Origin of the sequence: Ensifer sp. 1H6, from assembly GCF_001976035.1 — a bacterium.
Taxonomy (GTDB): Bacteria; Pseudomonadota; Alphaproteobacteria; order Rhizobiales; family Rhizobiaceae; genus Ensifer; species Ensifer canadensis.
Genome location: NZ_MOAI01000001.1, coordinates 243,988 through 266,080 on the forward strand (window position 1 = coordinate 243,988; position 22,093 = coordinate 266,080).

A 22,093-nucleotide genomic window follows, 5' to 3' on the forward strand; every position below is an offset into this window, starting at 1 on the left:
CTGCAACGTCATCCGATGCTCGCCGTATGTTCGGCCACACCCCGACGCGGCCGGCCGCGTTGTAGCGCGCATCGTGTCGGTGATGGACAATCTCGCAAATCATCCGGCCATGGGCGTGTCGGCCGCTGTAATAGACAGATGGCCTCCTTTCGAGGAGGCCATCCTGCACACGATCCGGAGGGATTAAGTTCGGGATCGCTTTTGCGCGTGCACTAATATAATGGCGAAAGCGCAGGATTGTTCCCATCCAACGATCGGCTCGCGAGGGCTTCCCGCCTACCGGCGTCAAACCCTCTGCCGACTTCTTCCTGGCGGTCGAAATTTCGCGCAACGACCAATTGATATTATTGTTCCGCCTCTAGTTACCTACAAGGTAAAGCCCTGGAGGAACTACATGATACGCTATGTGCTTTTGCTGAACCTGGTCGCATCTCCAGCTTTCGCCCAGTCAGGGGATCTGGAAGCGATATGCGCCACGGTCGCAAAAAACTTCCTTCTGACCGATGTGTTGCATCTTGGAATTGTTCAGTCCTTCCCGGAACTGAAGCCGCCGGGCGTGCGGCTGACCTATTCGACTCGTGCCAACGTGGCAAAATCGGAAATGTCGGACACGTTTGAATGTGAATTCAGTGACGCAAAGCCGCCCTTTGCATTGGTCCGGTTTTGCCAATCGAACACCTGCTATACGCCCCAGGAGGAGGACGCTGCGCGAAAAAGGCGGTTCGATGAGATGCGTATCCTTTTGGAGCGATCACAAAAATAGCCCGGGACCCGGACGGCTGCGATGAGAGACCGCGCCAAACTTTTCCACTGCCGATCATCAGGTTTTGTGGCTGCGCCGCATTCGGGGATATTGAGGCTGTAGGAAGAGCACTTTCCTGATGGAGCAACTTCTCCTGTTCAAACACGATTGACGCTGCGGCAGTTCCACAGCGCAATTGACGAGCCGTGCCGTGCGCCATCCAACCATCGAGGATGTCGCCCGGCTTGCCATGCGTCGCAGCCGTTGGCGTGTTGACGATCGGGTATGCAAGAAACTTCGGAACGCTCAGTGGGAACTTTCCTTAACAATTAGGGTTTGCTCATATGATGATGAAAGGAGTTTCGCAATGATCCTGATCGCGCCCGATGGTGATAGACTTTATGGATACAGCGCGCTGCTGGATTCGATACGCGGTGCCGTGAGTTCCGAGGCACCGTTCGACACACGAGGCCTTTGTTTTCGTGCGCTCGGCGACGTGGTGATTATAGAAGGCGTACTGCGGGAACGGGACGCTTCGCAAACCATTCGACGGATAGCCGAGGAGATTGCCGGGGCCGAGCGCGTGGTCGTCCGCATTGGTTGCCCGCTGGATCTACCAGAAACCAAGTGACGCCGATCGAGAAAGAGAATGCTGGTTTTCGCTTTGTACATGGATCGGCGGCCCGTCGCAGGCGCGCTTACAGGGCTTCATGAGAGATTGGCGGTTTGGGGCGTCGTCAGCGCCGACGAGGCCGAGGAAGCCTTGAAGATAATTGCCCGCAGCAGCGACATTTCGGCCGCCCGAGCTTCAAGTCCCTTGACCATCCACCCCTCCCAGCGGTCCCGGAACCTTCAGTCCCGTCAATCGCTTCTTGTCATTGAACCTGGAGGAACTGGACATGTCCAAGAAGACTGCTGACCCACCCAAGAGGGTCGACCCTAGAGCACAGCCAATCCGCCGTCCCGACGACAAGGAAGCGCCATCGGAGCCCGACGACCGCAAACATCCCGCGCGAGATATAAGAGAGATGCCAGCGCCGAACCCAAACGGTGACCCTGCAGACGGGAGTTAGCCCGGTCCACCGCTGCACATGAAGGTGATGTGAGAATCTCTTAAATTTCGCCAAGCACCGTCACGCGCTATCGGCCGGAGCTTAATTCAAGATGGATTTCAAAGGGGCAAGGTCACGGACGCTAGATGTTTATGCGCGCCAGGGATATCTGGAGCAGCCCGGTGCGAGGTCAGCAGGTTTGGAACAATTCGCCAGCGCCCGCGTTTTATGGACACCCCATGACAGCTGGCAGCCCCCCGGCAACAGCTGTCGTTCTCTCGGCCCCTCCCGCAGGGGCCGATTCTTTGCGGGCGTCAATTGCCCGCTTGAACATCCATTCGCTGCACCTAATTTAAACTGTCTTTCTTCATCCGCTTGCATGTGAAGGAGGAACCCATGTTCATTGCGGAAATGCCATGGTCTGTGCCGCTCTTGGTAAAGTTTCAGAACGGCACGCATCACGTCTTCTCGTCCGTCTATGAGGCTCTTGATTTCCTGGAAAATGAGTGGCCGCTTCGTCGAGGACAGCGCTACGAGCGCGCGGTCAGGACTTGCCGCGGTGCACTTCAGCGGGCGACCCCAGTCGCCGTCGCGCGCGAAGCGTTCATCGCAGCGTGTCTTGAAGCCGGTTTGCCGGCCACTGCTGCATTTGAGCAGGTGGAGGTGCCCCGGGGCAGCAATCCTCAAAGGGCTGCGTAAGGTTACATTGGCGATCACGGAACGACCTCCGGCGATCCACGCAAACCGGGGCCCTGCTTCTGCCGGGACCGCTTCGGAACGAAGGCTGCATCCGATCGTTATCCCTGCTAAGAAAAGGACAGGGCGATGATCGAAACTTGGAACGAATGCGTCATCATCCAGCTTCCCGACCTCGACGGAGTGCAGATGGTTTGGACGCCCGCGCGGGCAGCTACTTTGCTTAACGACAGCTGGCCGGTAGACTATGGCGTCGCCTTCACCGACGCCCTCAACAAGTGCACGGACGCAATGCTTGGTACCTACCCTTGGGAACAAGCCCGTGAGGCGTTTGTCGAGGCAATCGCCGAGGCCAAGATTACAAAACTGCACTGACATCACGCTGCCGCCTTCGTCTTGCACATACTGAATTGCGGCGTCGTGAAAACGAGGCGCCGAAAGCGGCCGCACGAAGGGAACTCGTCGGCCCTTCCCGGCGTTATCTGGCCGGAGGTACGCTCATGTCCAAACATATCAATGATCAAAAACTGCGTTCGCAGCCCCACCAACCTGTGTTCGACGTCGTGGAGCATTGCATCCGCCACAGCATAAGCAGCAGGGATCAGGGCAGGCTCCTTTCCCTGTTGGGCAAGTTCGCGAGCAGACATGAGCTCGAAACCAACGCCCCGCCCAAACGACCGCGCTTTCGTTGACCCAACTGCGGTGCAGATCGTTTGACGAGTGTGAAAGTGGCCCGCGAACCAATACGCTGGAAGGCGCCTCGTTACCGATAGGAGTCGCCAGCGACGCGACCTCTTTTACCACTGGGCAGCCCCCGTCGGTGACGGTGTCAATATCGATTGATACAAGTACCGAACGTGACACGCGGGAAGCGCTGCCTCGGAAAGCGCAAATGACGCGCGCGCAGTGATTTCGCCTTCCCCCTCCCGGCCCACCTCACGCTCAAAGGCAGAGATTTTCCGCCCTGACCTTCCCGGTCGGAATTATGAGCGGCGCTAAAGCGGACAGGACGCCTCCTCTCGAACCTTATGTGAGAAAAGGGTGGGCTGGCGTCGACCGCCACGGCCGCATGCGACCGAGTGACGATTGCAAGCCTTTTTTCATTGGCTTCATCACCGCGCCGTCGACAACATGCCGGCTCGCACCGGACTTTGACCCAAGGACTATGCTATTCAGGATCGTCAACGATTCTGAGTATGTGTGTGATGAGCTCCAAGACCCGCGGCTACCTCTTCGCCTTCCTGGCGATCTGCATTTTCGCCGCCCAGGACGCCATCACCAAGTACCTTGGTGACCGTTACCCGGCGCTTTTCATAACCATGATACGGTTCTGGGCGTTTGCGCTCTTCGTATTCTGTTTCGCCGCATCGTCACCGGGCGGATATCGCCGCGCCGTTCAGACGCGTCATCCTTGGTTACAGATTGCACGCGGACTTTTGCTCGTCGCGGAAATCGTCATCATCGTCTTTTCCTACGTTCATGCCGGGCTCGCCATGAGCCAGTCGATCTTTCAGGCAACGCCGCTGATCATCACGGTCCTGTCAATTCCGCTGCTGGGAGAGACGGTAGGATGGCGGCGCGGCACGGCGGTACTGGTTGGACTGATTGGCGTTTTGGTGATCATAAACCCCGTAGATGTTCACTTCGACATGTCGCTTCTTCTGCCGCTCGCAGCATCCGTGCTGTTTGCGCTCTACAGCATCGCCACGCGCGCGGTCAGCCATGAGGATTCGGCAGTCACAAGCCTCTTTTATGCCGGCGTCGTCGGTGCTCTCGCGATTTCACTCATTGGCCCCTTCTATTGGACCGAAGTCCAGACTTTCGACTGGCTTGCGCTGGCAGCGCTTTGCGTCTGCGGTACGCTCAGTCACTACTTCCTGATCAGGGCGTATGGGCTGCTGCCTGCCGCCGAAGTTCAGCCTGTCACCTATTTTCAGCTGGTTCTCAATGTCATTGTAGCGGTGATGTTGTTCGACGAGAATTTAACGCACAACATGATCGCAGGCGCTCTCATCGTCGTCGGCGCGGGCCTTTTCACCATCTGGCGAGAACATCAATTGACGAAGCGGTCGTAGGCAGGATTGTGGGCGCCATCCGCGTCCAAAGGCCAGTGCCTCGCGGCGGGTGATTTCGACGTTGGTATGTTTTCATTCGAGTTATACCTTTTTCCAAGAAAGGCATAACAACGAGAGGAGCGGAGCAAGAGAGACAATCGGCGGCGGCAAAAGTCCCTGTGCCGCGACGTTGCAAAACGTCCAACCGCGATGGCGGGAACACAATCACATAACCGCTGTGATTGATCCGATGTCTCAGCCCATCCTACCCGCCTTGGCCGCGCTCATCCATTCTCGAACCTCCAGAACAGCGGCCGGGTGGCGCGGCTTGCGAGGCGAGACCAGATAGAAGTCCGCTCCAACGCGCAATTCTGGCGTGAACGGGCGGACAAGACGACGGGAACCCAGATCGTCCGTCACGAAGAACAGGCTGGCGAGAGCGAGGCCCTGCCCTGCCGCCGCTGCCTCGATCGCGAGCGAGGTTTGGTTGAACCGGATGTTCTTGCCCGAGGTGGCGACCCCTGCGGGAAAGGCAACATCCAGAAACTGGGGCCAGAAATCATGGGCATCATGTAGCAACGCATAATGGCTGAGATTTTCAGGCTGTGTTGGCGGTCCAAGCTTCTCGATCAACAGAGGGCTTGCGACAGCAACGATCACGTTTTCGTACAGGAGGTCGGCGATCAGACCCGGTCCGAAGGGCGGACGCCCGTAGCGCACCGCCAAGTCCACCGCGTCGGTTTGGAAATTGGAGATCCGGTCGGTCGCCAGAATGCGCAGGCCGATGTCGGGATGCATCTCCGTGAAGTCCGGCAACCGTGGGATCAGCCAGCGTGACGCGAAGGTTGGCGTCACGCTGATGGTCAGATGCCGTGGTTCGGGTTTCAGGGCTTCCGTCGCATCGGAAATCAGTTCGAAGGCGCGGCTGATATTGCCCACATAGCTGCGCCCAACGTCGGTGAGCGCAAGCGTCCGCGTATGGCGCTCGAATAGCTTCAGGCCGAGGGAGGTTTCCAAACCGCGCACTTGCTGCGCGACTGCACCCTGCGTCACTCCCAACTCTTCAGCGGCGAGGCGGAAGTTCAGATGTCGCGATGCGGCCTCGAAGGCACGCAATGCGTTCAGCGGCGGAAGTCGCCGATTACCGTCAGCCATGCGATAGTTTTTCTACTGGATGATAAGTGTTGTTCTGGTTCGTGAGCCTAGACGAAAGATGCTATCACTGTGGGCAATTAACGCAAATCCCGATGAAGGAAACGAATATGTCAGCAGAAAAAGTGGCGATCGTCGTGGCGGGTGGTTCTGGTATGGGTGCGGCCTCGGCCCGGCGTCTGGCCGCTGACGGGTTCAAGGTGGCCATCCTGTCATCCTCGGGCAAGGGAGAGGCGCTGGCGCAGGAACTCGGCGGATTTGGCCTCACCGGATCGAACCAATCCAACGACGACCTGAAGCGCCTGGTGGATGGTACGGTGGACCGTTGGGGCCGGATCGACGTGCTGGTGAACAGCGCAGGGCATGGGCCGAGGAAGCCGATCCTTGAGATTACGGATGAGGACTGGCACACCGGAATCGACGTTTACTTCCTGAATGCCGTGCGACCGACACGGCTGGTAACGCCCATAATGCAAGGCCAGAAATCCGGCTCGATCATAAACATCTCCACCGCATGGGCATTCGAACCAAGCGCCATGTTTCCGACCTCGGCGGTGGCGCGCGCGGGCCTTGCCTCCTTCACAAAGGTGTTTGCCGACACCTATGCGGCCGAGAATATCCGCATGAACAATATCCTGCCCGGCTGGATCGACAGCCTTCCGGCCACCGAGGAACGGCGCGAAGGCGTGCCTATGAAAAGGTATGGCACCAGCGACGAAATCGCCGCAACGGTGGCATTTCTTGCCTCCGATGGTGCGGCCTACATCACGGGCCAGAACATTCGTGTTGACGGCGGCATCACGCGCTCCGTGTGATCGCTGCTGTTGTATCGTCATGTGAGAAGGTTCGGGTCAAGGATTGTTGGGTGGGATCCCGATTTCCTCCATCCAGGCCTGAGAGACCGGCATTTTACCGGCCCGGTCTACGGGCCTGTACAACCTCAATGGCCGGCTCAGTCTGCGTGCACTGCGGGCTCACTCATTGGGGCGCTACCCTTCTGGGCACCCCGCCCCTGTTCCTTGCCATTGATGGCTGAGCCATGCCATTAAGCTCTGACACGCAAAACGGCCGCGAAGGACCGCTTTGCAGCGCAAGGCGCAGCAGGCGGCACGCTCCGGCTGCTTCTCCGTGAGGCACGGCCGACACATTTCAGGAGAACTCATGTTTGACCACGTCAAATTCGGAGTGAGCGACTATGCAGCGAGCAAAGCGTTCTTCCTGAGCGCACTCGAACCGCTCGGTGTAGCTGTCGTCGCGGAGGGGCCGCCGACATACGGTGTCGAGCTTAGCCCAAAGGGCAAGGCTTCACTGTGCCTGTACCAAACCGAGGAGAAGCCGGCGCATCTTCATTTGGCGTTCACGGCCGACAATCGCCAGCAGGTCGAAGCTTTCTATCGCGCCGCTCTGGAGGCGGGCGGCAAAGACAATGGTGCGCCCGGTCTGCGCCCGCACTACCACGCGAACTACTATGCAGCTTTCGTCATTGGTCCGGACGGGCACAATATCGAAGTGGTTTGCCACGAACCGGGGGCCTAACCCTTCCATCGCGGGGACGACCACAAGCGGACCTCCCCCCCACCGGCCGCCGCCGCTCATGTCAAGCGTTGACCGTCTGCTTCCAGACCCAAAAACCGACACCGGATCAACGCCTTGGCCGGGTTCAGCGTCGGACATCACGCTCGACGAAGAGCCTCCAGTGCGGCCCGATGGATTTTTTCGTTCGCCGCCATCAACACGGTGTCATACCGGCGCGCGTCCGCGAGTGGTCTGCCTTCCCAATCCGTCACAATGCCGCCGGCGCCGAGCACGATCGGCATCTGCGGGAGAATATCGTAGTCGAAGACATTGCTTTCGACGAGGAGATCGATGCTGCCGAAGGCCAGGAGGCCGGCGGCGTAGCAGTCGTGCGAGAACCGGGTGAAGTGGACCTTTGCGGCCAACTCGGCGAATTGGCTATGGCGTTCGCGATCGAACTGTTCCAGGGCAGAGGTGTAGAGAATCGCCCGGTCGATAGCCGTTCGATCGCTGGTTCGGATCGGGTCGCCGTTGAGGGTCGCCGGCGTGCCGGGCAGGCCGAGCCAGCGTTCGTCCGTGATCGGCTGATTGATCATGCCGAGCATGGGTTCACCGCGATAAAGAAGGGCGATCTGCGTGCCGAAGGCGAGCGAGCCGGAGACGAAGGATTTCGTGCCGTCGATGGGATCGAGCACCCAGATCCATTCGGCATCCGTCCGGCAGGCGCCGAACTCCTCGCCCCTGATGCCGTGATCGGGAAAATGGACCTCGATCATTTGCCGCATCGCTGCTTCCGCATCGCGGTCGGCGATGGTGACGGGACTGGCATCGGCCTTGGCGTCGATGGCAAGGCGCTGGCGGAAATACGGGCGGATCACATCGGCGGCAGCGTCCGCCATGGCGTGGGCGAGCGCCAGAAAGGCCGGCGGGCAGGTTTGTGCAGGCGTCATGCTTGGTTCCTTTCGGCTTCGGTCGCAATCTCACGCAACAGGGTTCTGACAGTCTCGACCTGCCTTTGGGCGGCGGCGGCCTCCTGCCGCAGACGCGCTGTCAGATTGCCGGGCCCGATATCGGTAAAGCTCGCCGGGCGGGCGGCAATGAACGGGTCCGGCCCATCCGAAGGCAACCGCAGGGCGGGCGCGAAATACCCTTCTTCCTCCTCCAACCCGAAGGCCAGAACCTGCGGTCGGTCTTCGCCCAGAAGCAGCAATTCCACAAACATCGCCGCCATCGGCAGATGCCCCTCGCCGGACAGGCAGGCAAGATGGGCCCAGCCACCACGATCCGGCTGGACGAGGCAATCCTTCACATGCACTTCGGCAATGTAGGGCGCCTGCAGCGCCAGCGCCGGCAGCGGCAATTCGTAGGCATTGATCATGTTGCCGAAATCGAACAGCAGGCCGAGGCGCGGATTGTCGACTGCCCGCAGGATACGGATCAGCTCTTCGGACGTCAGGTCCTCATGCTGTTCGAGCGTGTAGCGCAGCTGCGCCTGCGGATCGAAATCGGCGAGGCGCCGCAGGTCTGCGATCGTCCACTCGACGATCTCGGAAATGCGACCCTCGTAACGCGGATAGCAGCGCAGCGAGGTGGCGCCGGCGGCAAGCGCGATGCGCACGGCATCCGAGAGCCCGGCCGCTTCCGTCGTGCTGGTCTCGACATGCAGTTCCAGCCCGTGGCGCGCGACAGCCTCCGCAAAGGCTTGCAGAGCCGCGTCCGGCATCCGGCTCAGGCTTGCCTGCTCGCCGTCCTCGACATGGATCTTGATGCCGCAAAGCTGCTGCGCTTGGGCGAATTCGATGAGATGCAGCGGCGTCATTCCGCCGAAGCGCATGTTGAGATGAAAGGCATAGGCATGCGCAAACAGCGGGGCGCTCCTCGCCCGCGTGGCAAGTCGGCCGCGGCTTTCAGCGGCAAGGGCTGCAATTTTCGCCCGCCAGTCCGGGCGCGGCATGGCGTTCCATGGCATATCCTTCACGGTGCCGGTTCCTCCGCAAGATAATCGTGTTGGTTGACGGGCGATCCGCCGCCGTCAGGCGGCCAGCACCAGAAGGTCGCGCTCCGAAACGCTGACCTCGACTGGCGCGCCGATCGCCGGCGGCGGCCTGTCGGGCTGGTTGAACGTATCGAGCGAGAGGAGCTGGCCGGCGACCGCGACGCGGACGCGGATCACCGAACCGAGGAAATGCACCTCGGCGATATGGCCGGAGAGAACGACATTGCCGTCCTGCTTGCGCCCCAACGCCACCGTTTCCGGCCTAAGCGCCAGGCTGATGCGGTCGCCGGAACGCCCCGCCAGCGTCCGGTTCAGCGCCACCGGCACGTCGCCCAGCCGGATCCGGCCGGCAGCGGCGTCCGTGAGCTCGGCGTCGATGAGGTTCAGCGTGCCGACGAACTCGGCCACGAAGCGCGTTGTCGGCCGGTTGTAGATCTCGAACGGGGTTCCGACCTGGTCTGCCACGCCCTGATGCATGACCACGACGCGATCCGACATGGAGAGCGCCTCTTCCTGGTCGTGCGTGACGAAGATGGTGGTGATGCCGAGGTCGCGCTGGATGCGGCGGATCTCCTCGCGCAGGCTGACGCGGATTTTCGCGTCGAGCGCCGAGAGGGGCTCGTCGAGAAGCAACACCTGCGGGCGCACGGCAAGCGCTCGGCCCAGCGCCACGCGCTGCTGCTGGCCGCCGGACAGCTGGAAGGGATAGCGGCCGCCCAGCTGCGGCAGGCCAATCAGCTCAAGCATCTCGGCGACCCGGGTGCGGATCGCGGCCTTGCCCTCGCCCGCCACCTTGAGGCCGAAGCCGATATTGTCGGCCACCGTCAGGTTGGGGAACAACGCGTAGGCCTGGAACACCATGCCGATGTTGCGCCGGTTGGCGGCAATGCGGGTCACGTCCCGCCCGTCGATGCGGATCGAACCGGAAGTCGGCGTTTCGAACCCCGCCACCATGCGCAGCACCGTGGTCTTGCCGCAGCCGGAAGGACCGAGGAAGGAGACGAACTCGCCTTTTTCGATGCCAAGATTGAAATCCTTGACGACGCGCGTCGCGCCGAAGGATTTTTCCAGATGATGAATGTCGAGAAAGGCCATGGTCAGCGCCTCACGGTGGAGAATTTGGAAAAGCGGGTGAAAAGCTGCATCAATCCCATGCAGGCCCAGGTGATGGCGAAGGCGACCACGGCGAGTGCCGAGGGCTCGTATGCCCGGTTGCCGCCCATCCACACCATGTAGGGACCGAAGGAATTGACGTTGAGGAGTGCTGCGAAGACGTATTCGCCGATGACGATGGCGAAGGTCAGGAATGCCCCCGACATGACCGAGACGAAGACGTTCGGCAGGATGACGGCGGCGAGGATGCGCGCCCAGCCGGCCCCGAGGCTTTGCGCCGCCTCGGTGAGGCTCGCGATGTCGATGGTGCGAAGGCCGGTGTCCACCGAGCGGTACATATATGGCAGCGACAGCGTCGCGTAGCCGAACAGCAGCAGGATGTTCGTGCCCCACCAGCTTCCCGTCAGCGGCAGGATCGAGGAAGTGTTGTAGATGCGGATATAGCCGAAGACGATGACGATCGGCGGAATGACCAGCGGCAGCAGCGTGATGAATTCCACAACCGGGCGCAGGCCCGGTAGGCGCAGCCTGACGAAATAGGCCGTCGGCACGACGATCAGGATGCCGAGCACGATGGTCAGGAGCGCCAGTACGACCGAATAGCCGAAGGTCTGCTGGAACTGCGGATCGGCCAGCACGACACGGTAGGCCTCGAAACTGTATTCGCCGCGCGTCATGCGCATCGAGAAATCGAACATGCCGAGGAGCGGCAGCAGGAAATAGAGCCCGCCGAGAGCGACGGCGAGCCAGGACCAGAGGCGTTTTCCCGTCATTTTACCCACCGTTCGGCGCGCATGCGCAGGAGGATGTAGATGCCGTTGGCGATGCCGGTCAAAACGATCATGGCAAAGGCGATGGCATAACCGAGGTGCGGATCGTTGAGCACGTCGCCGCGGATCTGGGCGAAGAGCACGATGGGCGCGATGGAGAGCGACGAGCCGGTGAGCGCGATGGCAGTTGCAACGGCGCCGAAGGCATTGGCGAAGAGCAGGGCCAGCGTGCCGAGCAGCGACGGCCACAGCACCGGCAGCGCCACCAGGCGCCAATACTGGAAACCGCTCGCGCCCAGGCTTTCGGCCGCCTCGCGCCATTCGCGCCGCAACCCGTCCAGCGCCGGCGTGATGATCAGCACCATCAGCGGGATCTGGAAATAGAGATAGGTGAGTGCCAGGCCGAGGAACGAGACGATGTTGAAGCCGGAGCCGTAGAGGTTGATGCCGAACCAGTTGCGCAGCAGCATCGTCACGAAACCGAGGCGACCGAGTGTGGCGATGAAGGCAAAGGCGAGCGGCACGCCGGCGAAATTCGAAGCGACGCCGGAAAAGGTGAGTATCCCGTTGCGCAGCGGGCGCGGCAGGTCGCCGAGCGAGATGGCGGCGGCGATAAGGAAACCGATCACGCAGCCGAGCACCGCCGTCAGCAGGCTGAGTTCGATGGAGATCCAGAAGGCTCCCCGGATCGACGGCGAGAAGAGCTTGCCGATGTTTTCCAGCGTTGCCTGCCCGTCCGAATTGCGGAACGCGCCGACGACGATGTTGAACGTCGGCAGGATCAGGAAAAGCAGAGCGAAGATGAAGAAGGGGGCAACCCCGAACCAATTGCGAACCTGCCGCGGCCTGAGGGCGGCCGGCAGGGATGCGGCGCTTGTCGTCATCGGATTTTTCCCTGAGGGTGGAGCCGCGGGAGGCTCCGCGGCAAGCGGAGCCTCTGTAGCAAACGCGAACCCTATTTCACGTTGGCGCCGACGACCTTGTCCCAGCCTTCGACGATGGCGGTCTTGTTGGCGGAGAGCTCCTCGACGCTCGGGAAGATGGCCTTCTCATAGGCTTCCGCCGGCGGCAGCTTGTCCAGAAGCGCCTGGGGGAACTTGCCGGCCTTCAGCATGGCGTTGAAGCGCGCCGGGTGGCAGTAGCCCTTCAGCCAGCCGATCTGGCCCTCGTCGGAATAGAGATACTCCATCCAGAGCTTGGCGGCGTTGGGATGCGGCGCATAGGCCGAGATCGCCTGCACATAGACACCGGCCACCACGCCGCTTGACGGAACGACCACGTCCATTGGCGGGTTGCCCTTCAGGCCGTCGCGCCAGGCGAGCAGGTTGTAATCCCAGGCCGCGACGATCGGGGTCTGGCCTTGCGCGATCGTGCCGGCCTTTCCGAGTACCGGCACGAAGTTGCCAGCCTTGTTCAGCTCCGCGAAGAGTTCCAGCCCCTTGGCGCCGGAATCGGCACCGGGCTTGGCACCGCGCGAAACGCCCGCCGACATCAGCGCGAGGATCGCCTGCGCCGAGGAGCGCGGATCACCCGTCAGCGCCACGGCGCCGGAGTATTCGGACTTGGCGAGATCCGACCAGTCGGCCGGCGCGGTTGCAAGCAGGTCCTTGTTCACGCCGAAGGCCATGACGCCGTAGTAGTCGCCGTACCAATAGCCCTTTTCGTCCTTGATGTTGGCCGGGATCTCGTCCCAGGTCGCCACCATGTAGGGCTGAAGCAGGCCCTCTTCTGCTGCGGCCGGCGCGAAGGCGAGGCCGAGGTCGACGACATCGGGCGCCTGCGAACCGGTATTGCCCTTGTTGGCCCGGATCGCTTCCAACTCATCGGCTGTGCCGGCGTCGGGGTTCAGCTCGTTGACGGTGATGCCCGGATACTTGGCTTTGAAGCCGGTAATGACTTCGCCGTAATTGCACCAGTCATGTGGCAGTGCGATCACCGTCAGCATGCCTTCCTTGGTGGCGGCATCCACGAGGTCCTGCGGGGCTTCCGCACGGGCAAGCCCCGGTAGCGCGACCGCAATGGCAAGCGTGGAGACGAACGCGCGGCTCGCGGCGCGGGATACGTAGCGTTTCATGGAGTCCTCCTGTTGACCGTCTGCGACGGTTCGTGGGCGATGGCTGCGTGCTGTCCTTGCATCCGGTCGTCGGCGTCGCCGCCCGTCCGGTTCCCCTTGCACCTGTCTGCGTCCTCGGGAGCTGCATCGGTGCGTTTTTATGTAAGGGCAGGATGTAACAATTGGACAACAATCAAACGTCCATTATGGTGCATTTGACTGTACCAATTTTCGGAGGCACGCCTTGGCCAAACAGTTCGAAGGCCCGATCCTGCCCTTCCTTCGCCTCGACGCTGCAAGCGCCCTGCCGAAATTCCGCCAGGTGCAGGACCAATTGCGCATGGCGATCCTGCGCGGGCACCTGCGCGCGGGGACGCGCCTGCCGGCAAGCCGCATCCTTGCCGAGGAACTGGACCTGTCGCGCCAGACCCTGGTGCGGGTGCTGGAGAACCTGAGGGCGGAGGGATATCTGGAAGCACGGCAGGGCGCTGGCACCTTCGTCTCGGCGGCCCTGCCGCGCCAACTGACGAAACCGCGCCTCACACCTGTCCGTAGCGACGCGCCGGATATCGCAGCGCCCCGGCTGTCGCGGATCGGCGAACTGTCGCGCGCGGTGTCGGCCGAAATCGGCCAGATGGAGCATAAGCCCTTCCTGCCCAACCAACCGGCGCTCGACCGCTTTCCCTTCGCCGTTTGGCGCAAGTGCTGGAATGCGGTAACGCGCAGCGGCAAGGCGGTGGCCATGGGCTATGGCGATATCGCCGGCGAGCTGGTGCTGCGCCAGAGGATCGCCGAATATCTGGCGCTTCACCGGCGCGACCCTTGCGATCCGGAACAGATCGTCATCACCCCTGGCGGGCATGCCGCCTTCACGCTCGCTGCGCTCGCGCTGGCCGATCCCGGCGACGGCATCTGGTTCGAGGATCCCGGCCCGGTGACGACCAGCAACCTGTTTCGAACGCTCGGGCTGCGCCTCTGCCCTGCCGATGTCGACGCCGACGGCATGGACATCGCGGGCGCCATGGCGCGCCATCCCGACGCGCGTCTCGCCTTCGTCATGCCGTCGCGTCACCACCCGCTCGGGGTGACGCTGTCGCTGCCGCGCCGGCTCACGCTCCTGGAATGGGCACGAACGAACGACACCTGGATCATCGAGGACGATTATGACAGCGAATTCCGCTACGACGGTGCACCACTCCCCTCCATGCGGTCCATCGACAGCCATGACCGGGTCATCTATGCGGGCAGTTTCAGCAAGGCGCTCTATCCCGGCATTCGCGTCGGGTATCTCGTGCTGCCGCCGCAGCTCGTCGGCTCCTTCCGCAGCCTTTCGGGACTGATCCACCGCAGCGTCCCGGTGGAAACCCAGCTCGCCCTTGCCGAATTCATCGGCGGCGGCCACTTTGCCAGCCACCTGCGCCGCATGCGCGGCCTCTATGCGGAGCGCCGCGCGGTGTTCGTGGAGGCCGGACGGGCGACGCTCGCCGGCCTCGCGCGCATCGACTGCTCCGACAGCGGGCTCAACGCGCTTGCCTGGCTGGAGGATGGCCGGAACGACCGGGCCGTGCACGCCGCCGTCCGCGATGCCGGGCTGCAATGTTACCCACTGTCCGACTATACGATCGCAACACCCCGGCCGGGCGCCCTCATCCTCGGCTATGCGGGCGTTCCGACAGACCGCATGAAGCCTCACCTTCTTCGCCTGGCGAGGCGATCGCCCGCACATGACGGCGCAACGGGCGACCATGCGGCTCAGGAACGCCTCGATGGCGATAGCCCAGTCCTGCGGCTCCTCGGTGTCGTCGCAATCCCGTCGGGCGATTATATAGCCTATGCCGCGCAACATCGCCGCCACCGAGCTCAGTGCCGGACGGCGCGCACGGGCGTACCGCTGCGCTGGGTCACCCCGACGCCGGGCGCAATACCCACGTCCGCATTGGAGGCGGCGAGCATCGGATTGCCGCGCACGATGTCGGAGGCGCGCTCGGCCAGCATGATCGTCGGCGCGTTGAGATTGGCGTTCGGCTCCGTGGGGAAGACGGAACTGTCAATGACCCGCAGTCCCGCGATGCCGCGCACCTTCAGGTCGCTGTCGACCACGGCCATGGCATCCTCGCCCATGCGGCAGGAGCCGCAGGGGTGATAGGTGCTTTCCATCGTCTCGCGCACCCAGGCGTCGATCTCGTCATTGCTGCGCACATTGGTGCCGGGAGCGATCTCCTCGCCACGGAAGCGGTCGAAGGCCGGCTGGGCGATGATTTCGCGCGTCAGTCGCAGGCAGCGGCGGAAGCCTTCGCGGTCCTCCTCGCGGTCGAGATAATTGAAGAGGATGTCCGGCTGCTCGTGCGCCTCCGGCGAACGCAGACGGACATGGCCCCGGCTCTTCGGCTTGTTCGGCCCGGTGAGCACCATGAAGCCGTGGCCCTCGAGCGGCTTCTTGCCGTCGTAGCGCATGGCGGCGGGCAGGAAATGAAACTGGATGTCCGGCCATTCGAGCGCGACATCGGAACGGATGAAACCGCCGCTCTCGAAATGGTTGGAGACTGAAAGTCCCTTCTTGAACAGCAGCCATTCCGCACCGATCAGGGCACGGCTGAGAAGGCCCATCTTGCCGTTGAGCGTGATCGGCTCCTTGCAGGCATATTGGATATAGACCTCGGAATGGTCCTGCAGGTTCTCACCGACGCCCGGCAGATCGTGCAGCACCGCGACACCCGCCTTTCGCAGTACCGCCGCCGGGCCGATGCCAGAGCGTTGCAACAGGTGCGGAGAGCCGATCGGACCGGAGGAGATCAGCACCTCGCGGCTGGCCTTCGCCACGACGCGCGTGCCGCCAAACTCATATTCGACACCGACGGCGCGTTTCCCCTCAAGGATCACACGCCGCGTCATGGCGTGGGTTATGACCGTGAGGTTCGGCCGGCTCATCGCCGGCTTCAGATAAGCGTTGGCCGTCGACCAGCGCACGCCGTCCTTCACCGTCATATGCATCGGCCCGAAGCCTTCCTGCATATGGCCGTTCGGGTCGGCGGTGGCGATGTAGCCGGCCTCGCGGCCGGCATCGACGAAGGCGCGGTAAAGCGGGTTCTGCATGCGGTTGCCGGCGTTGGTGGCGAGCGGACCGGAAGCGCCGCGATAGGCGTCGCCCCCGTCCTGCCAGCTTTCGGCACGCTGGAAATAGGGCAGGCAATTGGCATAGCGCCAGCCGCGCGCGCCCCGCTCCTCCCACTCGTCGAAGTCGCGGGCGTGGCCGCGCATGTAAACGAGCCCGTTGATCGAGGACGAACCGCCGATGACTTTCCCGCGCGGGCAGTGTACCCGGCGACCGTCGAGGCCGGGTTCCGGCAGAGTCATGTATTTCCAGTTGTACTTCGTGCCATTCATCGGGATGGAGAGCGCCGTCGGCATCTGGATGAAAATCGACTTGTCGCTGCCGCCGTATTCCAGCACGAGGACTTTCGTGGCCGGGTCTTCCGAGAGCCGGTTGGCGAGCACGCAGCCAGCCGAACCGGCACCGATGATGATGTAGTCGTATGTGTCGGTCATGACGGTTTTCCCAAGGTTACGGATACTGGCCCCAGCCGCGCCCGCGGGCGAAGAGCCGGGTCAGGACGTAGTGGACCGCACCTGCCGCGACACAGGCGGGTATGGAGGCGGTCAGGTACTTGAAGGCCGGCAGGCTCGCGAGCGTCTGCGGATTGAAGATGACGACGTAGACGATGCAGCCGACGGCAAGGGCGAGGAGCCCGATGGGATTGAAGCCTCCCCAGAAGCGGTAGGGACCGTTTTGCTGGGGGCCATGCAGGCTGCGCATGTCGAGCTTCTGGCCGCGCAGGAAGAAGTAGTCGACGATGCCGATGCCGGCGAGCGCAGAATTGAGCGCCGAGGTCCAGACGAGGAAAATGAAGAAGCCGTCGTACATCTGCGGATAGAACACCACCAGGCCGAGCGGGATGAGGCAGAACAGGAAGAGGACCGTGCCCCAGGGAATGCGGCGCACAGACGCCGTGCCGACCTGGCGCAGCCCGACGATGGAGGTGTAGAGGATGTTCGCCATCGAGGTCATGTTGGCGAAGGCGACGAAGAGCAGGGCAATGATGCCGATGACCGGACCGGCGATCTTGGTCATCCAGATCGTCGGATCGCTTTCGCCGAGTGAGACGGCCGCAAGCAGACCGACGATTTCGCCAAGGGCAGCCGCCCCGAAGATGCCGAGGATGTTCGGCCAGAAGGCGGTCCGTTCGTTCTTGGTGAGGCGCGCCAGGTTGCCGATATAGGGCCACCAGGAGAAGCCGGTGGCCAGATTGACCTCCACCGCGACGATGAAGTTCAGCGTATTGTCCTCGAAGGGCGGATCGAGCGCCGGCAGCGCCAGAAGCTCGCTGAAAGACCGCTGACTGAGGATGAGGTAGAGCATCACGCCCATCAGGATCACCAGGGCCGGTGACACGACCATGTTGAAGAACTTGATCGAGGTTGGGCCCTTGGCGACGATGAACCAGGTGACGAGGATGGCGCCGATCGCGGCAATGACCATCTTGACGCCAGTCGGGTTGGCCGCCTCACCGGCGCTGAGGGCCATCAGGCCGTCGATCGAGCGGCCGAACATCATGGCGAGCACCGCCAGCCAGCCCATGGTGAGCAGCACCACGGCCAGAACGTAGACAACACGGCTACCGTTGTAGCCGAACTGGCTGCGCAGCGCGATGAACTGTTCGACACCGTAGCGCCCGGACATGCAGGTGGTAGCGAGCGACGTCAGCACCACGCCAACGATGTTGCCGATGACGATCGCGGCGATACCTTCCTTCGGCCCGACGAACAGGCCAATCGCGCCGCCAATGAGGAAGGCCCAAGTGGCGATGGCAAGCGCCGAATTGGCATAGGTGAATTCCCAGAAGCCCCAGAGCCTCTCGGAGGGCAGGAGCGGCGCATCACCGCGCTCGGCAGCGGCGCTGTGGCGGGCGGCGTCCTCGCGTTCGATTTCTGCGGCCGAGAGACCGCCACGGGCGACATGATCGGTCATCTCAGGCCCCCCAGATCCAGAAGGCGGCGACGAGCACGACCGTCAACACGGTCATGCCGGTATAGTCGAGCGCAGTCATCGTGCCCTCGAAGCGGTGCCCCGCCTCGATATCCTCATAGATGCGGGCGCGGCGCGCCAGCTCGTTTTGCCAGGCGGTATCGTTGTCTTCCATTGTCGTTCCCCTTGTCGCGTCGCGCCTTCTGGCGTCTTTCCGCGAGAAATGCGGCTCCATCAGCCGCCGATCCTTGGAACCGGCCGCCCATGGGCGACGGCCGGGCGATGGGTCAGGGCCTCATGGCAGCGTGATCCAGACAGCCTTCGTTTCCATCAGGTAATCCAGCTGCTCCGGCCCCAGATCCTTGCCGAAGCCCGATGCCTTGAAGCCGCCGAACGGCATGGAGGGATCGATGGTGCTGTGGGCGTTGACGTAGATCGAGCCGGCGTTAAGGCGCGGAATAAGCCCATGCACACGGGACAAGTCGTTCGAGTAGATGGCGGCGGCGAGGCCGAAAGCGGAGTCGTTCGCCAGCGCGACCGCGTCGTCCAGTTCGTCGAAGGCATCGGTCACAAGCACCGGGCCAAAAATCTCCTCCCGCACGATGCTCATCTCGGGTTTGCAGCGGGCGAAGATGGCGGGCTCGATGAAATGGCCCGGCCGATCGGGGCTGCCGCCCCCATGGATCAGTTCGGCGCCTTCGCGGCGGCCGGCCTCGATATACGCAGAAACGACCTTCTTCTGCTGCGCCGACACCAGGGGGCCGATATAGCAGTCGCGGTCCAGTCCGGGCGCGACCTTCAGCGTGCGGGTGACGGCGACCAATTCGTCGAGGAAGGCGTCATGGACCGAGCGCTGGACATAGACGCGCGTGCCGGCGTCGCAGACCTGTCCGGAGTTGAAGAATACGCCGTTGACCACCGCGCGGGCCGCACTTGCCAGATCCGCATCGTCGAGCACCAGGACGGGGGATTTGCCGCCCAGTTCCAGCGTCACATGCTTGAGATGCCCGACGGCCGTGCGCCCGACCTCCTGGCCGACCGGCGTCGAGCCGGTGAACGTGACCTTGTCGATGCCGGGGTGGGCCGACATGGCCGCGCCGATCACGCTGCCCCGGCCCGTTACAATGTTGACCACACCGTCCGGAATGCCGGCTTCCTGCACCAGTTCGCCGAAGCGCAGGGTCGCAAGCGAGGTCAGCTCGGCCGGCTTGACGATAGTGGTGCAGCCGACTGCAAGGGCAGCTGCAAGCTTCCAGGCCATGGTCTGGAGCGGGAAATTCCACGGCACGATGGCCGCGACGACGCCCAGGGGCTCCTTGCGGGTATAGGCCAGGTAATTGCCCGGCAGGGACGGCTCGACCGTGCGCCCATGCAACTTGGAGGCCCAGCCGGCGAAATATCGGAAGGTATCGATCGTGCCCTGAACGTCGACCTCTCTGGCGAATGTCACCGACTTGCCCATGTCGATGGCTTCGATCTCCGCCAGTTCGTCGGCGTGCGCTTCGATCAGGTCTGCGAGGCGGTGGATCAGGCGCTCGCGTTCGAGCGGCTTGAGGCGGCGCCAGGCGCCCCCATCGAACTGGCGGCGCGCGGCCTTGACGGCGCGGTCGAGATCCTCGGTCGTGCCTGACGGCACCCGGGTTACCAGGCCGCTCGTGGAAGGTTCGAAAACGTCGAAGGTTGCACCGTTGCCGCTGTCGACCCAGGCTCCGTCGATGAACATCTTCTGGGGCTTCGCCAGAAACCGCCGGGTCGCGTCGCTGACGCCGTATTGATCCAGATAATTGCGGACGTTTTCGTCCATGTCGTGTCCTCCTCGTAGGCCTGGGCCTCACGTTCCCCTTGCATGCATGACGCGACCGATGAGGTTCATGAGCACCTGTGCGGCCAAAGTGGATGTTGAACCGGAATGATCGTAGTCCGGTGCAACCTCTACGAGATCGATGCCGACGACCGTGCCGCGCTTGACAAGCGCGGCGAGAATTTCCAGCACTTCGTAGTAGATGAATCCGCCATGCGACGGCGTGCCGGTGCCCGGCGCGATCGACGGATCGAAGCCGTCGATGTCGATGGTGACGTAGTAGCGTGCGCCGGGCGGCACCCGTTCGGCCACCGCTTCCGTGCCGAGCGCGCGGATCTGGCGCACCGAGAGGATGTCGGAGCCCATCTTGCGGGCATCCTCGTAGCCTTCCCTGGCGGTGGAGGAGACATTGCGGATGCCGAACTGCGACAGACCGCTGACATAGGGCTTTTCGGCGGCGCGGCGCATCGGGTTGCCGTGGCCGTAGCGCACGCCATGGCGCTCGTCGACGAAATCGAGATGGGCGTCGATCTGGACGATGTGGATCGGGCCGTTCTTTTCGCAGTCCTCGGCAAAGGCATTGATACAGGGGATGTTGACGGAATGGTCGCCGCCCAGCACCACCGGCAGCGCGCCGGCAGCCAGGATCTTGCGCACGCCGAATTCGATATTGGCGTGGCTCTTCATCGTGTCGGTGTGGACGATGTCAGCATCGCCGATATCGACGATCGAGACCTCACCGCTCGGCAGATAGGTGACGTCGTCCTCGTGATCGTAGGCGCCGCCGTGGCCGAAGGAAAACAGCGTCGAAGCTTCGCGGATCGAGCGTGGACCGAAGCGGGTGCCCGCCCGCCACTGCGTGCCGCAGTCGAACGGCGCGCCGAGGATCGCCACATCGGCGTCGATGGCGTCCCAGTCCGGCTGATAGGGATATTTGCCGAACGTGCAGATGCCGACGAACGGCAGGTTCAAACGTCCGGTTTCGTAGGAATTGCTGGCCATGTCACCCCTCCATAGGTGGAAGGAGTGTGCCGGAGGGAGATACATTTAAAAGCATCTATGATTGCATGTTCACTTGTGCATTAATCAATGAATGATCAACAAGGTCCGCCACCGCGTCCTCCATCTCTCGCTCGGCGATGCCGAGCTTCGGCTCCTGCGGGTCTTCGCTTCGGTCGTGCAGCACGGCGGTTTTTCCGCCGCGCAATCAGCGCTGGGCATGACGCAGGCGACGATCTCCACCCATATGCGCCATCTGGAAGAACGTCTCGGCCTGCGCCTGTGCAGCCGTGGACGCGGCGGCTTCCTGCTCACCGACGAGGGGCGGCTCGTCTACGAAGCGGCCCTCGAACTCTTCGGCTCGCTGGAAAAATTCCAGGGCCGTATCGGCGAGGCGCAGGGAGAGCTTACCGGCAGCCTCAGCTTCGGCACCGTGGACGCCATGATCACCAACCGCAACCTCGACCTCCAGGGCGCGCTCGCCGCCTTTCATGCCAAGGCGCCGCGGGTGCACCTGGAAATCGACGTCGCCGCGCCGCAGGTACTGCATCAGGGCCTGCTGAACGGCACCTACCAGATCGTGCTCATGCCGTCCGTCGGCAGCGTCACGCCGCATTTCCGCAGCCAGCCGGCGTTTTCCGAGATGCAGAAGCTCTACTGCGCCGAGGGGCATCCGCTCTTCGCGACACCCGATGGCGACCTAACCGACGCCGTTCTGGAGACACAATCCTTCGCCGGGCGCACCTACATGCTGAACGAGACGATCTGCGGCGTGAACTTCACCTGGGCGGCCGCGACCCCGCATATGGAAGGGACCCTGCTGCTGCTCCTATCCGGCGCCTATATCGGCTTCCTGCCCGACCACTACGCAGACGAATGGGTGCGCGATGGCCGCCTGCGGCTGCTCGCCCCCGAGCGCATGAGCTTCGAAGACCTCTTCCACATCGCCTACCCGCGCAACAAACCCTCCCGGGCAGCCGAGACCATGGCGCAGGCGATTACCGAAAGCGTGCGTAAGCCGAGCTGACACCGATGACGTTCTGGGAAATGGCGGATCTGGATTGAGCGATTGTCGGACAAAAAAAAGCCCCGCCTGATGGCGGGGCAGGCGCGCGTCCTGATCAGGG

20 protein-coding genes and 1 pseudogene are annotated in these 22,093 nt (G+C 62.7%); 9 read left to right on the forward strand and 12 right to left on the reverse strand.

Annotated features, from left to right (window positions below; all coding sequences use genetic code 11):
- Positions 1-394: 394 nt before the first annotated feature.
- From BKP54_RS01090 to BKP54_RS01115, 5 genes are all read left to right on the forward strand, one after another.
- Positions 395-763: a hypothetical protein gene (locus tag BKP54_RS01090; protein ID WP_025430316.1), complete on the forward strand. Its 369-nt coding sequence runs from the start codon at positions 395-397 to the stop codon at positions 761-763.
- Positions 764-1,109: 346 nt separating this feature from the next.
- A complete protein-coding gene (locus BKP54_RS01095; RefSeq protein WP_025430317.1) occupies positions 1,110-1,373 on the forward strand; it encodes a hypothetical protein in 264 nt (87 codons plus the stop codon).
- Positions 1,374-2,190: 817 nt separating this feature from the next.
- The gene (locus BKP54_RS01100) at positions 2,191-2,493 is read left to right on the forward strand and encodes a DUF982 domain-containing protein (protein ID WP_025430318.1); all 303 of its coding nucleotides are present in this window, start codon (positions 2,191-2,193) and stop codon (positions 2,491-2,493) included.
- A gap of 126 nt (positions 2,494-2,619) precedes the next feature.
- Positions 2,620-2,865, forward strand: a complete 246-nt coding sequence (locus BKP54_RS01105) for a DUF982 domain-containing protein (protein ID WP_025430319.1) — start codon at positions 2,620-2,622, stop codon at positions 2,863-2,865.
- Between the two features lie 830 nt (positions 2,866-3,695).
- Positions 3,696-4,565, forward strand: a complete 870-nt coding sequence (locus tag BKP54_RS01115; RefSeq protein ID WP_051509330.1) for a DMT family transporter — start codon at positions 3,696-3,698, stop codon at positions 4,563-4,565.
- A 234-nt stretch (positions 4,566-4,799) separates the two neighbouring features.
- On the opposite strand, the gene gcvA is transcribed toward BKP54_RS01115, so the two are convergent.
- Positions 4,800-5,699, reverse strand: a complete 900-nt coding sequence (gene gcvA, locus BKP54_RS01120; protein WP_084814041.1) for a transcriptional regulator GcvA — start codon at positions 5,697-5,699, stop codon at positions 4,800-4,802.
- Between the two features lie 107 nt (positions 5,700-5,806).
- Between gcvA and BKP54_RS01125 the strand changes: the two genes are divergently transcribed.
- A complete protein-coding gene (locus BKP54_RS01125; RefSeq protein ID WP_025430323.1) occupies positions 5,807-6,511 on the forward strand; it encodes an SDR family oxidoreductase in 705 nt (234 codons plus the stop codon).
- A 346-nt stretch (positions 6,512-6,857) separates the two neighbouring features.
- A complete protein-coding gene (locus tag BKP54_RS01130; protein ID WP_025430324.1) occupies positions 6,858-7,232 on the forward strand; it encodes a VOC family protein in 375 nt (124 codons plus the stop codon).
- A gap of 137 nt (positions 7,233-7,369) precedes the next feature.
- On the opposite strand, the gene BKP54_RS01135 is transcribed toward BKP54_RS01130, so the two are convergent.
- From BKP54_RS01135 to BKP54_RS01160, 6 genes are all read right to left on the reverse strand, one after another.
- Positions 7,370-8,161, reverse strand: coding sequence for an inositol monophosphatase family protein (locus tag BKP54_RS01135; protein ID WP_084814042.1), 792 nt, complete (start codon positions 8,159-8,161; stop codon positions 7,370-7,372).
- Positions 8,158-9,180: a TIM barrel protein gene (locus tag BKP54_RS01140; RefSeq protein ID WP_084814043.1), complete on the reverse strand. Its 1,023-nt coding sequence runs from the start codon at positions 9,178-9,180 to the stop codon at positions 8,158-8,160. Before BKP54_RS01140 ends, BKP54_RS01135 begins: the two co-directional genes overlap by 4 nt.
- A 63-nt stretch (positions 9,181-9,243) precedes the next feature.
- The gene (locus BKP54_RS01145) at positions 9,244-10,302 is read right to left on the reverse strand and encodes an ABC transporter ATP-binding protein (protein ID WP_084814044.1); all 1,059 of its coding nucleotides are present in this window, start codon (positions 10,300-10,302) and stop codon (positions 9,244-9,246) included.
- 2 nt (positions 10,303-10,304) lie between these two features.
- On the reverse strand, positions 10,305-11,093 hold the full coding sequence (locus BKP54_RS01150) for an ABC transporter permease subunit (protein ID WP_025430328.1): 789 nt from the start codon (positions 11,091-11,093) through the stop codon (positions 10,305-10,307).
- Complete coding sequence (locus BKP54_RS01155) at positions 11,090-11,974, reverse strand: ABC transporter permease subunit (protein ID WP_057221074.1); 885 nt, start codon at positions 11,972-11,974, stop codon at positions 11,090-11,092. Before BKP54_RS01155 ends, BKP54_RS01150 begins: the two co-directional genes overlap by 4 nt.
- Before the next feature lie 71 nt (positions 11,975-12,045).
- Positions 12,046-13,164 carry an ABC transporter substrate-binding protein gene (locus BKP54_RS01160; RefSeq protein ID WP_084814045.1) on the reverse strand — a complete coding sequence of 373 codons (1,119 nt, stop codon included), beginning with the start codon at positions 13,162-13,164 and terminating at the stop codon, positions 12,046-12,048.
- Positions 13,165-13,465: 301 nt separating this feature from the next.
- On the opposite strand from BKP54_RS01160, the pseudogene BKP54_RS36320 reads away from it, so the two are divergent.
- Positions 13,466-14,800, forward strand: a pseudogene (locus BKP54_RS36320) (PLP-dependent aminotransferase family protein); the annotation flags it as partial.
- Positions 14,801-15,003: 203 nt separating this feature from the next.
- On the opposite strand, the gene betA reads toward BKP54_RS36320, so the two are convergent.
- From betA to speB, 5 genes are all read right to left on the reverse strand, one after another.
- On the reverse strand, positions 15,004-16,689 hold the full coding sequence (betA, locus tag BKP54_RS36325; protein WP_057221077.1) for a choline dehydrogenase: 1,686 nt from the start codon (positions 16,687-16,689) through the stop codon (positions 15,004-15,006).
- Positions 16,690-16,705: 16 nt separating this feature from the next.
- On the reverse strand, positions 16,706-18,169 hold the full coding sequence (locus BKP54_RS01175) for a cytosine permease (protein WP_084814047.1): 1,464 nt from the start codon (positions 18,167-18,169) through the stop codon (positions 16,706-16,708).
- A gap of 1 nt (position 18,170) precedes the next feature.
- Positions 18,171-18,341, reverse strand: a complete 171-nt coding sequence (locus BKP54_RS34825) for a hypothetical protein (protein ID WP_107027011.1) — start codon at positions 18,339-18,341, stop codon at positions 18,171-18,173.
- Between the two features lie 120 nt (positions 18,342-18,461).
- Positions 18,462-19,970: an aldehyde dehydrogenase family protein gene (locus BKP54_RS01180; RefSeq protein ID WP_057207132.1), complete on the reverse strand. Its 1,509-nt coding sequence runs from the start codon at positions 19,968-19,970 to the stop codon at positions 18,462-18,464.
- 27 nt (positions 19,971-19,997) lie between these two features.
- On the reverse strand, positions 19,998-20,969 hold the full coding sequence (gene speB, locus BKP54_RS01185) for an agmatinase (RefSeq protein WP_084814048.1): 972 nt from the start codon (positions 20,967-20,969) through the stop codon (positions 19,998-20,000).
- A 91-nt stretch (positions 20,970-21,060) separates the two neighbouring features.
- Here speB and BKP54_RS01190 point away from each other — a divergent pair, with 91 nt between their 5' ends.
- The gene (locus tag BKP54_RS01190) at positions 21,061-21,993 is read left to right on the forward strand and encodes a LysR family transcriptional regulator (protein ID WP_025430336.1); all 933 of its coding nucleotides are present in this window, start codon (positions 21,061-21,063) and stop codon (positions 21,991-21,993) included.
- The last annotated feature ends 100 nt before the right edge of the window (positions 21,994-22,093 follow it).

Excerpts from the sequence above, each read along its gene's own strand:
- BKP54_RS34825 (WP_107027011.1), bottom strand. The coding sequence starts at position 18,341 with ATGGAAGACAACGATACCGCCTGGCAAAACGAGCTGGCGCGCCGCGCC.
- BKP54_RS01130 (WP_025430324.1), top strand. The coding sequence starts at position 6,858 with ATGTTTGACCACGTCAAATTCGGAGTGAGCGACTATGCAGCGAGCAAA.
- BKP54_RS01190 (WP_025430336.1), top strand. The coding sequence starts at position 21,061 with ATGATCAACAAGGTCCGCCACCGCGTCCTCCATCTCTCGCTCGGCGAT.
- BKP54_RS01115 (WP_051509330.1), top strand. The coding sequence starts at position 3,696 with ATGAGCTCCAAGACCCGCGGCTACCTCTTCGCCTTCCTGGCGATCTGC.
- BKP54_RS01090 (WP_025430316.1), top strand. The coding sequence starts at position 395 with ATGATACGCTATGTGCTTTTGCTGAACCTGGTCGCATCTCCAGCTTTC.
- BKP54_RS01095 (WP_025430317.1), top strand. The coding sequence starts at position 1,110 with ATGATCCTGATCGCGCCCGATGGTGATAGACTTTATGGATACAGCGCG.
- BKP54_RS01105 (WP_025430319.1), top strand. The coding sequence starts at position 2,620 with ATGATCGAAACTTGGAACGAATGCGTCATCATCCAGCTTCCCGACCTC.
- BKP54_RS01135 (WP_084814042.1), bottom strand. The coding sequence starts at position 8,161 with ATGACGCCTGCACAAACCTGCCCGCCGGCCTTTCTGGCGCTCGCCCAC.
- BKP54_RS01155 (WP_057221074.1), bottom strand. The coding sequence starts at position 11,974 with ATGACGACAAGCGCCGCATCCCTGCCGGCCGCCCTCAGGCCGCGGCAG.
- BKP54_RS01175 (WP_084814047.1), bottom strand. The coding sequence starts at position 18,169 with ATGACCGATCATGTCGCCCGTGGCGGTCTCTCGGCCGCAGAAATCGAA.
- BKP54_RS01150 (WP_025430328.1), bottom strand. The coding sequence starts at position 11,093 with ATGACGGGAAAACGCCTCTGGTCCTGGCTCGCCGTCGCTCTCGGCGGG.
- BKP54_RS01125 (WP_025430323.1), top strand. The coding sequence starts at position 5,807 with ATGTCAGCAGAAAAAGTGGCGATCGTCGTGGCGGGTGGTTCTGGTATG.
- BKP54_RS01160 (WP_084814045.1), bottom strand. The coding sequence starts at position 13,164 with ATGAAACGCTACGTATCCCGCGCCGCGAGCCGCGCGTTCGTCTCCACG.
- speB (WP_084814048.1), bottom strand. The coding sequence starts at position 20,969 with ATGGCCAGCAATTCCTACGAAACCGGACGTTTGAACCTGCCGTTCGTC.
- BKP54_RS01145 (WP_084814044.1), bottom strand. The coding sequence starts at position 10,302 with ATGGCCTTTCTCGACATTCATCATCTGGAAAAATCCTTCGGCGCGACG.
- BKP54_RS01140 (WP_084814043.1), bottom strand. The coding sequence starts at position 9,180 with ATGCCATGGAACGCCATGCCGCGCCCGGACTGGCGGGCGAAAATTGCA.
- gcvA (WP_084814041.1), bottom strand. The coding sequence starts at position 5,699 with ATGGCTGACGGTAATCGGCGACTTCCGCCGCTGAACGCATTGCGTGCC.
- BKP54_RS01100 (WP_025430318.1), top strand. The coding sequence starts at position 2,191 with ATGTTCATTGCGGAAATGCCATGGTCTGTGCCGCTCTTGGTAAAGTTT.
- BKP54_RS01180 (WP_057207132.1), bottom strand. The coding sequence starts at position 19,970 with ATGGACGAAAACGTCCGCAATTATCTGGATCAATACGGCGTCAGCGAC.
- betA (WP_057221077.1), bottom strand. The coding sequence starts at position 16,689 with ATGACCGACACATACGACTACATCATCATCGGTGCCGGTTCGGCTGGC.